This window comes from Rhodocaloribacter litoris (genome assembly GCF_011682235.2).
Lineage (GTDB): Bacteria > Bacteroidota > Rhodothermia > Rhodothermales > ISCAR-4553 > Rhodocaloribacter > Rhodocaloribacter litoris.
This window is the reverse complement of the sequence record NZ_CP076718.1, coordinates 3,404,907-3,418,202: the sequence shown is the minus strand read 5'-3', so window position 1 is coordinate 3,418,202 and position 13,296 is coordinate 3,404,907. Positions and strand designations below refer to the sequence as shown.

Annotated in this window: 10 protein-coding genes; 7 read left to right on the top strand and 3 right to left on the bottom strand. The window is 67.7% G+C overall.

Annotation, left to right across the window (positions count from 1 at the left end; all coding sequences use genetic code 11):
- Positions 1–25 precede the first annotated feature (25 nt).
- The gene (locus tag GQ464_RS14180; protein ID WP_166974225.1) at positions 26–1,243 is read right to left on the bottom strand and encodes a 4-phosphoerythronate dehydrogenase; all 1,218 of its coding nucleotides are present in this window, start codon (positions 1,241–1,243) and stop codon (positions 26–28) included.
- Positions 1,244–1,635: 392 nt separating this feature from the next.
- Here GQ464_RS14180 and GQ464_RS14175 point away from each other — a divergent pair, with 392 nt between their 5' ends.
- A complete protein-coding gene (locus GQ464_RS14175) occupies positions 1,636–2,304 on the top strand; it encodes a cell wall hydrolase (RefSeq protein ID WP_228350314.1) in 669 nt (222 codons plus the stop codon).
- A 132-nt stretch (positions 2,305–2,436) separates the two neighbouring features.
- On the opposite strand, the gene GQ464_RS14170 is transcribed toward GQ464_RS14175, so the two are convergent.
- Complete coding sequence (locus GQ464_RS14170) at positions 2,437–3,063, bottom strand: porin family protein (RefSeq protein ID WP_166974231.1); 627 nt, start codon at positions 3,061–3,063, stop codon at positions 2,437–2,439.
- 205 nt (positions 3,064–3,268) lie between these two features.
- Between GQ464_RS14170 and bshA the strand changes: the two genes are divergently transcribed.
- From bshA to GQ464_RS14150, 4 genes are all read left to right on the top strand, one after another.
- Complete coding sequence (bshA, locus tag GQ464_RS14165) at positions 3,269–4,420, top strand: N-acetyl-alpha-D-glucosaminyl L-malate synthase BshA (RefSeq protein ID WP_166974234.1); 1,152 nt, start codon at positions 3,269–3,271, stop codon at positions 4,418–4,420.
- Positions 4,421–4,439: 19 nt separating this feature from the next.
- Positions 4,440–5,504 carry a hypothetical protein gene (locus GQ464_RS14160; protein WP_166974237.1) on the top strand — a complete coding sequence of 355 codons (1,065 nt, stop codon included), beginning with the start codon at positions 4,440–4,442 and terminating at the stop codon, positions 5,502–5,504.
- 151 nt (positions 5,505–5,655) lie between these two features.
- A complete protein-coding gene (locus tag GQ464_RS14155) occupies positions 5,656–8,439 on the top strand; it encodes an outer membrane protein assembly factor BamB (RefSeq protein WP_166974240.1) in 2,784 nt (927 codons plus the stop codon).
- A 13-nt stretch (positions 8,440–8,452) separates the two neighbouring features.
- A complete protein-coding gene (locus GQ464_RS14150; RefSeq protein ID WP_166974243.1) occupies positions 8,453–9,469 on the top strand; it encodes a DUF6588 family protein in 1,017 nt (338 codons plus the stop codon).
- A gap of 92 nt (positions 9,470–9,561) precedes the next feature.
- On the opposite strand, the gene GQ464_RS14145 is transcribed toward GQ464_RS14150, so the two are convergent.
- Entirely contained in the window at positions 9,562–10,212 is a 651-nt protein-coding gene (locus GQ464_RS14145) for an MBL fold metallo-hydrolase (protein ID WP_166974246.1), read from the bottom strand.
- 179 nt (positions 10,213–10,391) lie between these two features.
- Between GQ464_RS14145 and GQ464_RS14140 the strand changes: the two genes are divergently transcribed.
- Positions 10,392–11,675, top strand: coding sequence for a metallophosphoesterase (locus tag GQ464_RS14140; RefSeq protein ID WP_166974250.1), 1,284 nt, complete (start codon positions 10,392–10,394; stop codon positions 11,673–11,675).
- A 35-nt stretch (positions 11,676–11,710) separates the two neighbouring features.
- On the top strand, positions 11,711–13,258 hold the full coding sequence (locus GQ464_RS14135; protein ID WP_166974253.1) for an LptF/LptG family permease: 1,548 nt from the start codon (positions 11,711–11,713) through the stop codon (positions 13,256–13,258).
- Positions 13,259–13,296: the final 38 nt, after the last annotated feature.

Here is a 13,296-nt window from a genome sequence, read left to right as displayed (position 1 = left end):
CCTCGCCCCTGCCCGCCCGGATGTTTCAGGGCCCCTCCGCCTCGTCCGGCAGGCGCACCCCCAGCCCGTGCGTGAGCGCCGTCCGATAGGCCCCGGGTACGGCGGCGGGCAGGGTGTGGCAGGCGAAAGCACGGCGACGGGGGTACGTCTTACGCAGCAAGGAAAAGTGCTCGGCCCGCTCGGGCGGCGGCAGGGTTGCCAGGGGACGAAACCGCCGGTCGTCCGCCTCGATGTCGTACATCTGCCGGACGACGGCATCGAGCCAGGCGGTCTCGTCCAGCGCGGGGTCCGGCGGGGTGAGGGTGAGGCGGTCGGTGGGAGCGGGCGCCAGCGCCGTCCCGGCATCCCAGGCGGGCGCCAGGCCGAAATGCGCCGTGAACGCCCGGTACAGCATCACCGTGCCGGCTACCTTTCCGTCGTACGAATAGCCGGCGATGTGGGGGGTACCCAGATCCACGCGGGCGATCAGCGCCGGGTCGGGTGCCGGCTCGCCTTCCCACACGTCGAGCACGGCGGCCCCGATCGTTCCCTGCCGCAGGGCTTCCTGCAGCGCGGCACCGTCCACCACGGCCCCGCGCGCCGTGTTGACGAGCCAGGCGCCGGGCTTCATCCGGGCCAGCGCCGCCGCGTCGATGAGGTGGTCCGTGGCATACGGCCCCGAGCGGGTGAGCGGCACGTGCAACGAGAGCACGTCGGCCGTGGCCAGCACCTCGTCGAACGGGACGAAGTGGAGGTCCCCTTCCCGCAGCGGGCAGGCCGGCGGCCGCTCCCCCCGCGCAAGGGCCTCGACCAGGGGCGGGTCGTTCACGAGCACCTCCATCCCGAGCGCCCGGAGCCGCCCGACCAGCCGCCCCCCGATGTGACCACACCCTACGATCCCCGCCGTCCGCCCGCGCAGCGCCACCCCCCGCCGCACCGCCAGCCGGAGCAGCGCCGCCAGCACGTACTCGACGACGGACCCGGCGTTGGAACCCGGCGCATGGGCAAACGCGATCCCCTCCCGCCGGAGCCAGTCCACGTCCACGTGATCCGTCCCGATCGTAGCCGTGCCGACGAAACGCACCGGCGTACCCGCGAGCAGCGCGGCCCCCACCGGGGTGACACTGCGCACCAGCAGGACGTCCACCGCACGGAGCACGTCCCGGCGGATGCACCGGCCCGGCACCAGGCGCACCTCGCCGAAAGCCCCGAACGCCTCACGCACAAAGGGAATGTTTTCGTCGGCAAGGATCCGAAAAGCCATCCGGGAACCGGTCTGATACGACAGGACGTTGAACCGCAGGGCAACGCCGGGGAGGCTCGCCGGTTTCGACCCCGGGCAGGTCGAACCGGACGCACACAAGACAAATCGCACCCTACGATCCGTCCATGCAAAAGCATCCCCGGCACACGGGCATACGGCACGGCCCCTCCCCCGACGCTCCAATACGACGTGAACACCGGATGAACGGGGGGTGAATAAAGTGTCGCATATCTTTCACACGACTGTTTTTCAAGGATTTGAATTTTATTTTCAGATCAGAACACCCGGATGGTGTTTCCGTAGGACGTCATCGTGTGGTAAGCACACGCTCGTCGTCACCTTAACGACCTTAAGGTGACGATTTCTTTATGTTGAACCAACCGCAGGAGCCCATGCGAAAGAAGCTTACGGCCTTTGCCGTGCCTTCCCTTTTCGCGGGTGTGATTGCATTGAGTGGAGGTCTCGTCGGCCTGGCGGCTTCCGGTGCCGGCACCCCGCCGCGCGCCGATAGCCTGGCCATCCCGGACAGCACGGCGATCCCGACCGCCTCCCTCCGGATACCTCCGATAGAAGAGATCCTTCGCAATCCCAGGCGGCTCGCGCCGCTTCCCCCTGACCTGATCGACACCGAAACCCTCTGGCTGGCCCGCTGCATCTTCTCCGAATCGAAGCGGCCGGAAGAGCAGGAACTCATTGCCTGGGTGGTGCGCAACCGCGTCGAGACGCAGTATCGCGGCCGGCAGACCTACCGGGACGTGGTGCTGGATCCTTACCAGTTCAGCGCGTTCCGGCCCGGCTACTACAAACGGGACTTCTACATGAGCCTCACGCCCGAATCCAACGTGCCGGGCTGGCAGCGGGCGCTCTGGATCGCGCATTACGTGCGCCATGCGCCCGACTCGCTGCGCCCGTTCTCCCTGCACACACGCCACTTCTACAGCGAGCGGTCGCTGGGCGACGTCCCGCACCCGAACTGGGCGCTGGGGCGTGAGCCGATCCGCCCGAACCGGCGGTACGAGATCGACGAACGGCGTTTCCGCTTCTTCGAGGGCGTCTCGTAGCGGGCCGCACCGAAACCAACCATGCAAAGGGCACGCTTCCGAACCGAAGCGTGCCCTTTTTTTCGACCGTGCCTCCGGGCGGGATAGGCTTCCGGGCCGAAGATTTTTTCCACCGGCCCGAAGCGGCATACCCTACAGCCCGACCCCGAGCCGGAGCATGAACGAGTTCAACCGGGCCGACTCTTCCGCCCGGACCTGCTGCCCGAGGAGGGTGAACTCGTCGTTGATGAACTTCGAGACGCCGAAGGCATAGCGCAGCTCGGGATAGAGCCGCAGGCCCAGCCCCGGGATCGCCAGTTCCAGGCCCACCCCCACGTCGGCGGAGAGCCGGAAATCCTCCACGGCATCCTCGAACTCCTCATCGACGTTCGAGACGAAGCTGAAGACCGGCCCCACCGTCGCATAGGGCTTGACCAGGGGGGTGGCGGCCAGCCGGAAACGCACATCGATGGGGACGTCGATCATGCTCACGTCGAAGCCGAAGTGCTCGGGCATGCCGGCAAGGTCAAACTCGACGTTGCTCATGTCCCGGTAGATGACGCCGGGCCGCAGGGCAACGGGCCCCAGGGCGATGTCGTAAAGCACGCCCAGATGCCACCCCGTAGCGTTCTCGAAGGTGGCTTCCCGGTCGAGCACCTCGATGTCCGTGATATCGTCGAAGTTGAGGCCGGCAGCGACGACGAGCTGTGCCCGTGAAGGCCTCGTCGTACCCAGCATCAGCAGGCCGGCTCCCAGGATCCAGAGAAGTGTTCGTCGCATGGTTCGGGTCAGGGATGAGATACGAAAGGACGCAAACCAACATACCAACAAGTATACCAAACGGCGCCGTGGCAATCCGCTTCGTGAGACAAAAGCCGCACAACAGCCGGGGCCTCGTAACAACCGGCCGTTGCAACCTGTACCCGGACGTCGCGTTCATGGGAAAGATTGCCGGCCCCGTTGCATCCACCCAACCCGCCGTCGCATGAAAATCGGCATCACGTGCTATCCCGTCTACGGCGGAAGCGGCGTCGTCGCCACCGAGCTGGGCAAGGCCCTTGCCGCGCGCGGGCACCAGATTCACTTCATCGCCTATTCCATGCCGTTCCGGCTCGGAAGCGTGCAGGAAAACATCTTCTTCCATGAGGTGAACGTCAATGCCTACCCGCTCTTCGAGTACCCGCCCTACACGCTCAACCTGACGAGCAAAATGGTGGACGTGGTGAAGTACGAGCGGCTGGACCTGCTGCACGTGCACTATGCGATCCCGCACGCCACCAGCGCCGTGCTCGCCCGGGACATCCTGGCCACCGAAGGCCTCCACGTTCCGGTCGTGACCACGCTCCACGGCACCGACATCACCATCGTCGGGCGGGATCCCTCCTTCGCCCCCGTGGTCAGTTACTCGATCAACCGGTCGGACGGCGTGACGGCCGTTTCGGAATACCTGCGTCAGGAGACGCTCTGCTGCTGCGGCGGCGTCACGGCCGAGATCGAGGTGATCCCCAACTTTATCGACACCCGGCGGTTTCGGCGGACCAACAAGGAGCACTTCAAGCAGGCGATCTGCCCGAAGGGGGAAAAACTGCTGGTGCACGTGTCCAACTTCCGCCCCGTCAAGCGTGCTCCGGAGGTGGTGGAGGTCTTCCACCGGCTCCGGTCGGAAAACCTTCCGGTGAAGCTGATCCTGGTCGGGGACGGCCCGGACCGCGTTCCCACCGAGCACCTGGCCCGGCAACGCGGCGTCTACGAGGACATCCGCTTTCTGGGCAAGCAGGAGCCGGTCGAGGAGATTCTCTCCATCGCCGACGTGTTTCTGATGCCCAGCGGCTCCGAGACGTTCGGCCTGGCGGCGCTCGAAGCCATGGCGTGCGAGGTGCCGGTCGTGGCCAGCAACATCGGCGGACTGCCCGAACTCGTCGTCGACGGCGAGACGGGCTTCCTCTGCCCCCTCGGCGACATCGAGGCCTTCACGGCCCGCACACGGGAAATCCTCCTGGATGAGGCGCTGCATGCCCGCATGGCGAAGGCCGCCCGGGCCCGGGCGGTGAACACGTTCGACGTGCGCCACATCGTCCCGCTCTACGAGGCCTACTACGAGCGCGTCCGGGAGCGCATGCTCTCGCACAGCGTCTGACCCGGGGACCGCGTTCGCCATGAAGCACCTCATCAGCCGGAAAAAGGCGGTCTACCCGATCAGCGACTTCTTCCGGGAATACCTGCTGCGGTACGGCCGTCTCTCGTCGGCTGGTATCCGGTACGAAGACCTGCGCCGCTTCGACAAAGAGATCCCCGTCTACAACGAGGCCGGCGAGGATACGCTCTGGTCCACCGTCTTCTATCCACCCACCGAGCAGGAAGAGATCCACCACCACCTGCTCCTCACCTACGCCATCCTCAAGGCCGAGGGAGACCTTTCTTTTGCACGCAACCTCTACATCGACCGCATCGATGTGTGCAACTACGGCAACACGCTGCCCTTTCGCGTGCGCATCGTCAACCGGCTCAACGAAAACTTCGACTATTTCTACATCAAACGGGTGGATGCCAACCGGATCTACGGCCTCGAACTCGAACACATCCTCTCCCCGAACCGCATCAACTATTTCATCCACGAAAACACCGTCATCGAGGAGCACGTCATCGGCATCCCGGCGAACGACTTCGCGCGGGAGAGCATGCCCATGACCCGGTTCGACCTCGTACGCCTGGCCAAGGAATTCGTCAAGTTCAACGAGCGGAGCTTCATCTGCCTGCTGGGCGACATGCACTCGGGCAACTTCGTCATCGACATCACGCGCGACTTCGAGAAATGGCATTTCCACATGCGTCCGATCGACTTCGACCAGCAGTGTCATCACTGGCGCAAGGAGACTTACATCCCGGAGTGCTACCCCCAGAACGGCCCCTTCCTCCGGGCCACACGCCGCTACCTCTCGCCCGAAAACGTGGACCAGTACCAGCGGGAGGAGCGGGCCCTGATCACGGGGCGGGTACGTGTCTCGCACGGGCGTTTCGACCGGCTCATGGAGGTGATGCAGGAAGACCTCATCGCTCCGGACGAACACGTGCGACGGCTGGGCGCGCAGCTGGCCGCACATTACGAAGACGAAACCTTTGAGCGGTGCGTCACCATGGGCGAACTGGTCTATGCGTCCATCCACCGCCTTTTCGACCGTAAGGGCACCCCGAACCCGCTGTTGCAACCCACCTGGCCCTGATGCCGGTCTCTCCGGCAACCCCGTCACTCCTTTTATCGGGTCCAGGCGGCAAATCTGCCCGCCGTGCAGTAGATTAACCCTGCTTCGATCCCTGTGCCCCGCATCGCAGCGCTGGTTCCGGCTGCTCCCTTGCAGAGAACGAGAGAGTCTTATGACCGTCGCGACGATCCGGGTTCTTCTTGTCCTGGTGGCCATGTGGTTCAGCAGCCCCGCCTCCATGCGAGAGGCCGGGATGCTCCCGGCTTCCGGAGGCGAGCCGGCGGATTCGGCCGGCACCGCCGTCCGGTCGCCCCGCCCGGCGGCAGGTCCCTGGCCGATGTTCCGGCACGACGCCGCCCGCACCGGCCGCACCGGCAACCTGGGCCCGCAGCAACCGGCCCTGGCCTGGTCGTATGCCCTGATCGGTCCCACGTTCTCTTCACCGGCCGTCGGGGCCGACGGGGCGATCTACATCGGCTCGGCCACGCAGGTCTACGCCCTCCACGCGGACGGCACCCTCCGGTGGGCCACGGCCCTGGACGCGCCGGCGCTCTCCTCCCCGGCCCTCACCGAAGACGGCATGGTCTACATCGGCTCGCTCGACGAGACGATCTACGGGCTCGATGCGGCCGCCGGGACCCCGACACCGGCTTCCTTTGCCGCCGGGAGTGAGGTCTGGTCTTCCCCGGCCGTCGGGCCCGACGGCACGGTCTACGTCGCCGCCTTCGACGGCACGATCTACGCCGTCGCCCCCGGCGGCAACGTCCCCCGGGCCGTGTGCCACCTCGACGGTGACGTCGTCGCTTCCCCGGCCGTCGGACCCGACGGCACGGTCTACGCCGGCTCGCTCGACGGCCACCTCTACGCCTGCCGCCCGGACCAGAGCCGGCAGGCGTGGTTTCTCCAGGGCGACGTCGTCGCCTCTCCGGCCATCGGGCCCGACGGCACGGTCTACGCCGGCGCCTTCGATGGCACCCTCTATGCCCTCCGGCCGGGCAGCGACACCCCGGTTCCCTGCCAGGTCACCGGCGGCCGGATCGTCGCCTCCCCGGCCATCGGACCCGACGGCACGGTCTACGTCGCCTCCTTCGACGGCCACCTCTATGCCGTCGCCCCGAACTGCACGCTGCGCTGGCGCTTTCCGGTCGGCGCGCCCGTCACCTCGTCTCCGGCCGTCGATGCGGAAGGGGTCGCCTACTTTGGCGCCTTCGACGGCCGCCTCTACGCCGTCGGGCCGGACGGTTCGGCCCGGTGGTCGTTCCCGACCGGGCACGACGTCGTCTGGTCCTCTCCGGCCCTCGGTTCCGACCGCACGCTTTACGTGGCCGCCACGGACACCACGGGCGCGCGGGCCCACCTCCTGGCCATCGCCTCGACCACCGTGCGCGTCGACGCCGGCGACGCCACGGCCGGGACCAGCGTGCGCCTGCAGGTCAGCCGGTTCGACGGCCGTCCGGCCGGCGGCACCCTGTACTTCCGGCCCGGCGGTGCGCGCACGTACCAGCCCCCGATCCCGATCACGAACGGCATGGTCGAGATCCCCGGTCCCTTCGTCACCGCACGCGGCCTCGAGTACTGGATCGAACTGGGCGACGGCACCACCTTTCCCCCGCGCGACCCCCGGAACCGCCCGGCCGTCCTTCCGGTGCGCGTCGGCACGCTGGAGCCGCCCGTCCCACCGCCCCCGCGGGCCTACCGGATGGTGTCCGTCCCGCTCGTGCTCGACGCCCCGGGCACCGACGCCGTCCTGGCCGACGACTACGGTCCCTACGACCGCGCGCGGTGGCGCCTGCTCCGGTGGAGCCCGGCCCGCAACGCCTACGTCGAACACCCCGAAACCGGCGAAGGCTTCACCCCCGGCACGGCCTTCTTTCTGATCACTGCAGACGGGCAGCCTTTCGGCACCGGCAGCGGGCACTCGGTCGACACGTCGACGCCGTACACGCTCTCCCTGCCTCCGAACGCCTGGACCCAGATCGGCAACCCCTTCGCCTTCCGTGTCGCCTGGGACGAGGTCCGCTTCGAGCCTGACGTCATCAACCGGAACGAGATCTACGCTTTCGACGGGGAGTTCGTCGCAGCTCCCGGGCGTACCCCCTGGATGGAGCCCTGGACGGGATACTTCATCCGGAACGACAGCGACGAGCCGGTGCGCATGATCATTCCGCCGCACGAGGCCGCCGGCGAAACGACGGCGACCGGATTCCGCAGCTCGCCGCCCGGCGGCCCGGTGGTGCGCCTGCAGGCCCGGGGGCCGGGTGCCCTCCGCGACACCTGGAACTGGATCGGCCTCCTCCCCGGGGCCACGGTGGGCCGGGACCCGTTCGACTTCCTGGAGCCGCCCCCCGTGGAATCCTCGCTCCGGCTCTCCATCGTCGAGGAAGGGCGACGCTATGCCGGCAACTTCAAACCCCTGCAGGAACCGGGACAGGCGTGGGACATCGAGGTCGTCGCAACCGAACCGTCGCTTCCAATCGAGTTCGAGATCGACATGGAACAGCCGCTGCCGGACGGCTTCCGGATCTACGTCGTAGACCGGCAGACGGGCCGTTTCCTGCCGGCCGGGCCCGGGGGGTTCCGGCTGTCGCCGGAGGCGGGGGAGCCCTACCTCCTGCGTATCCTGATCGGCACCGAAGCCTTCGCGGCCGACCCGGCACACCGGGTCTCCACCCCGCCCGGGACGTTTGCGCTGGAGCCGAACCATCCCAACCCTTTTCAGGATGCCACGACGATCCGCTACCGGCTGCACGCCCGGCATCACGTCGAACTGGTGATCTTCGACGTGCTGGGGCGCGAGGTGACCCGGCTCGTCGACCGGGTGGAGCCGCCGGGCACGTACGCGGTGACCTGGGACGGCCTCGACCATGCCGGTGCCCGCGTGCCGGCAGGCGTCTACCTCTACCGGCTGAAGGCCGGGCCGTCTGCCGAGGTCCGGACGATGCTCCGCCTACGCTGATCTGCGATCCACCATGCGCCTTTTCCTGCTGTCACTCCTGTTGCTCCTGCCTGCCCCCCTCCTGCACGCCCAGGACCTCCGGGAGACCCTGAGCCGGGTCGGCGAGGCCTATGCCCGGGCCTACACGCAACCCTTTGCCGACGCCGCCGGAGCCAACCTCAACACGGGGCTGTTCCACACCGCCCGCGTGGGTAACGAACGCTTCGGGCTCAACGTGTACCTGGGTATCAAGGCCTTCGGCACCCTCATCCCCGAGGCCGGCAAGCGGTTCGACCTGATTCTGACCGACAGCGTGACGCTGGAGCAAAGGATCGGCTCGACCACCATCCCCGTCGACGTGCCCGGGACCGTGGTCCTGCAGGATGCCCCGACGATCTTCGGCGAGACGCAGGCCCCCGAAGCCGCCATCGTGGTCGATCACGACACGACGCTCCACTACCTGGGGCTGGTCCTCCCGGCGGCGTTCGACACGACGATGGACTATGCCACCATAGGCGGGCTCGTGGACCTGCCCGCCCTGCCATCGGCGGTGCTGCAACTGGGTCTCGGCACCGTGCTGGGCACGGACGTGATGGTCCGCTGGCTCCCGCAAACCACCGTGTCCGACTTCGGCGGGGTGGCCCTCTACGGGGTCGGCGTACGCCACAGCCTGGCGCAGTACGTTCCGCTGCTCCCCTTCGACCTGGCCGTACAGGCCGCCTGGCAACGCGTCACGGCCGACGACGCGACGGGCAGCCGGGTCGTGGAGCTGGAGACCGTTGCCGCCAACGTGCAGGTCAGCAAGCGCCTGGGCGTGCTCACACTCTACGGCGGGCTTCAGAGGGAGGAATCCACCGTCACCATCCGCTACACGCTGGACCCCTCGGTGCGGGGGCGAAGACCCGTCCCGATCCATTTCACGCTGAAGGGCATCAACAAGACACGGGGCATCGCAGGCCTGAGCCTGCTCCTCGGCCCGGTGACCTTCAACGCCGACGCCGGCCTCGGCCACATGACCACGTTCTCGACAGGCCTGGGGCTGACCTTCTGACACCGGCTCCGGGGAAGAAGGGGGGGGCCGGTTTCAAACCGGAACCTGAAACCATCTCGCACACCCACCCGGATCGCCCGGGCCTTCGACCGTCAAAACGACGAGAAGCTGCCGGTGAGAAAAGGGTTATGGGTTCGTTCGCGGCCGATGGTCGTGGCCGGGCCGTGCCCGGGATAGACGCGGGTTTCGTCGGGCAGGGGCATCAGCTTCTGGTAGATGGACGCCATGAGTTCGGGCAGGGAGCCGCGCCAGAGGTCGGTGCGGCCGATCGACCCCTGGAAGAGCACGTCGCCGGAGAGGACGAAGCCGCCCGCGGCATCGTAAAAGCAGATGGAGCCGGGGGAGTGGCCGGGGGTATGCAACACCTCCCAGGCATGCCCGCCGAAACGGAGGGTATCGCCTTCGTCGAGGAAGTGTTGCACGGGCGGGGGCGGTTCGACCTCCAGGCCGAAGAGGATACCCTGGTCCTGCGCCCGGTCCAGCAGCGGCAGGTCGTCCCGGTGCATCTTGAACGACAGGCCGAAGTGCCGGGCAAAGGCGGCACAGCCGAAGATGTGGTCGATGTGTGCATGCGTCAGCAGCAGGTGCCGCACCGTCAGGTCGTTGGCCTCGACATAGTCGAGCACGGCCTGCTGCTCTTTCGGCGTGGAGGCGGCGGCGTCGACGAGCACCGCCTCGCCGGCGGCGTGGCAGACGTAGCAATTCGTCATGAAGGGGTTGAAGGTGAAGGTCTTGATCGTCATGCGGCCTGCCGTTCTGCTGGAATCAGAGAAAACCGGTGCGGTGGTATGCCATACGGCCTGCCGGGATCCCGCGCCGCCCTCGGCTTTTCTCGTGGAACAATAGGACCGGGCAAACGATAAGCGCGTGCGCGACGGGCCCGTCTCTTCCCTGCCTCGTCGCCTCTCCGACGATCACGGCCATGCTGAACTTTGTTTTCCTGGCACTCGGCCTTGCCGCCGGCCTTTTCCTGCTCGACTATTACGTGTACCGGAACTGGCGGCGTTTCGCCGGACTCCGGCGCTGGGCCCGCCGCACGTTGCCGGTCTACCGGGTTGCTCTCTGGGTAATGCCGTTTCTCCTGCCGGCGTACTTTTCCGTCTCACGCTGGTGGGAGGTCGAGCCCAAGCTGGTGCGGGGGCTGGTGGTCGGCGTGTGGGTCATCTACTACCTGCCCCGTGTCGTCATTGCCGCCGGGTTGCTCGTGAAAGATGCGATCCGCTTCGTGATCTGGCTGTTCGGGTGGTTCCAGCAGCGGCTGCTCCCGGCGACGGCGTCCTCCGCCCCGGCCGATGCGCCCGGCGAACCGGCCCTCGACCTCTCCGACATGAAACGCATGCCCCGCCGGGCTTTCCTGCAGAAGCTGGGCTGGAGTGCCGCCTCCGTGCCCTTCGTGATCGTCGGCTACGGGGTTTTTCGCACCCTCTACGACTTCACCCTCTTCCGCGTGGAGGTGCCGATCCCGGGCCTGCCCCGCGCCCTCGACGGGCTGCGCATCGCCCAGCTCTCGGACCTGCACGCCGGCTCGTTCTTCAGCCCGCGGCCCATGCACGAGGCCGTCGCCCTCGTGCGCGAACTGCAACCGGACCTGGTGGCCGTCACCGGAGACTTCGTCAACAACGACGAGCGCGAACTGGACCTGATCCTGCCGGCGCTGCGCACGCTCCGGGCCGAGCTGGGGGTCTTCGGCTGCCTGGGCAACCACGACCACTACGCCCACACCCCGGCCGTCGTCGACGCCGTGCGGGCAACGCCCGTGGACCTGCTCGTCAACGAAAACCGCATCCTGGAGATCGACGGCGCCCGGCTCTACGTCGTCGGCACCGATAACACGGGCTTCCGCCAGAACTATGCCGACCTGCCGGCCGCCCTCGACGGCGTCGTCCCCGGCGACGACAGCACCACGCTCCTGCTCGCACACGACCCTTCGTTCTGGGATACCCACGTGCGGCCGCACCATCCCGAGATCGACCTGATGCTCTGCGGGCATACCCACGGCGGGCAGCTCGGCATCGAGGCCGGGCCGCTCCGGTGGAGCCTGGCCCGCGTCGTCTACCCGCGCTGGGCCGGTCTCTACGCCGAAGACCACCCCGGCACCGGGCGTCGCCAGTTCCTCTACGTCAACCGCGGGCTGGGCACCGTCGGGCCGCCGGTCCGGCTGGGCATCCGCCCCGAAATCACCCTGCTGACCCTCCGGCGAGCCTGAAGCCCCGATCCGGAGTGTCGACCGCCGCCGGCCTCATGCTGACCCGTTTTCACCGGATGATCCTCCGCCTCCTGCCCGGCCCGTTCCTGGGCTGGCTGGGGATCCTCATGTTTCTGCTGCTGATGCAGTTTCTGATCCGGTACCTGCCGGATCTGGTCGGCAAGGGCTTGCCGCTGGCCGTGGTGCTGGAGTTGATCGTCTACAATCTGGCCTACATGCTGGTGCTGGCCGTGCCCATGTCGGTGCTCATCGCCACGCTGATGACCTTTGGCCGCCTGGCCGAGTCGAACGCCTACGCGGTGATCAAGGGTGCCGGCGTGTCGCTGCCCCAGCTGGTCTGGCCCGTCCTCGTGGCCGGTGCCCTGCTGGCCGGAGGCATGTGGTACTTCAACAACGAGGTCCTTCCCGAGGCCAACTTTCGCGCCCGCAACCTGTGGTGGGACATCCGGAAGAAGAAACCCGGCTTCGAGTTGCGGCCCGGCGTCTTCTACGAGGGACTCAACAACTACAGCATCCTGGTGCAGCACATCCCGCCCGACGACCCCAACCGGCTTCAGGACGTGCTCATCTACGACTACACGGAGGGCTCCCGGCAACGCGTGGACATCAAAGCACGGCAGGGGCGTATCCGCCCCCTGGAGGACGGCCAGCGGGTCGACCTGATCCTCCACGACGGCGAGATCCACCGGCGCAACCGCCCCCCTTCGATGCGGGAGCCGGAGCGCTACGAACGCCTCGCCTTCGAACGGTATCGCCTCCGCCTCGACCTTTCCGACTTTATCTTCGAACGCAGCGACCCGGACCGCACCCGGCGCTCCGACCGGACGATGCGCTCGGCCGAGATGCTTCGTGTCGTGGATTCGCTGGAGCAGAGCCTCGCCCGGGAACGGCAGGCCCTCCTGGCGCAGACGCTGCGGCTGGCCACCGCCCGGGACACGACGTCGCGCGGGGCGGACCGCCCGCCGGCCCTGCCGACCGTCGCCGCCGGCCCCGACACCCTGCACCGTGCCGCCCGGGCCGTGCTCCGCGACCTCCCGAGAAGCCGGCAGTACGAGGTCTATGACGTGGCCGTGCAACGGGCCCGCCAGACCCGCACCGAGATCGACAACGCCCGGCGCACGCTGCAATGGCAAGAGGAACAGGCCAACCGTTACCGGGTGGAGATCCACAAGAAACGCTCGATCGCCCTGGCCTGCCTGATCTTCGTGCTCGTGGGCGCCCCGCTGGGCCTGAGTATCCGGCGCGGTGGTCTCGGTACGGCCGGCGCCCTGGCCCTCGGCCTGTTCCTCTTCTACTGGGTCACCCTGGTGCAGGGCGAAAAGCTCGCCGACCGCAACCTGCTCTCACCGTGGGTCGGCATGTGGGCCGCCAACCTCGTCACGCTCGTGGCCGGCCTGTGGCTGGTGCTCTACGTGACGCTCGACCTGCGCGCCACGCCCCGCCTGCGCACCCGGCTGGCGACCTACCTGCGCCGCCGCCGGGGACAGAGCACCGACGCCCCCCCGGCCGCCGGGCGGCCTTCGACGAACGATCCGGCAGCCCTTCGCCCCCGCGACGTGGAACGCCGTGATCGCAGCCCGTAGTTTGTAGGGTAGGGTGCGGTTCGGATGAGGGACCAGGT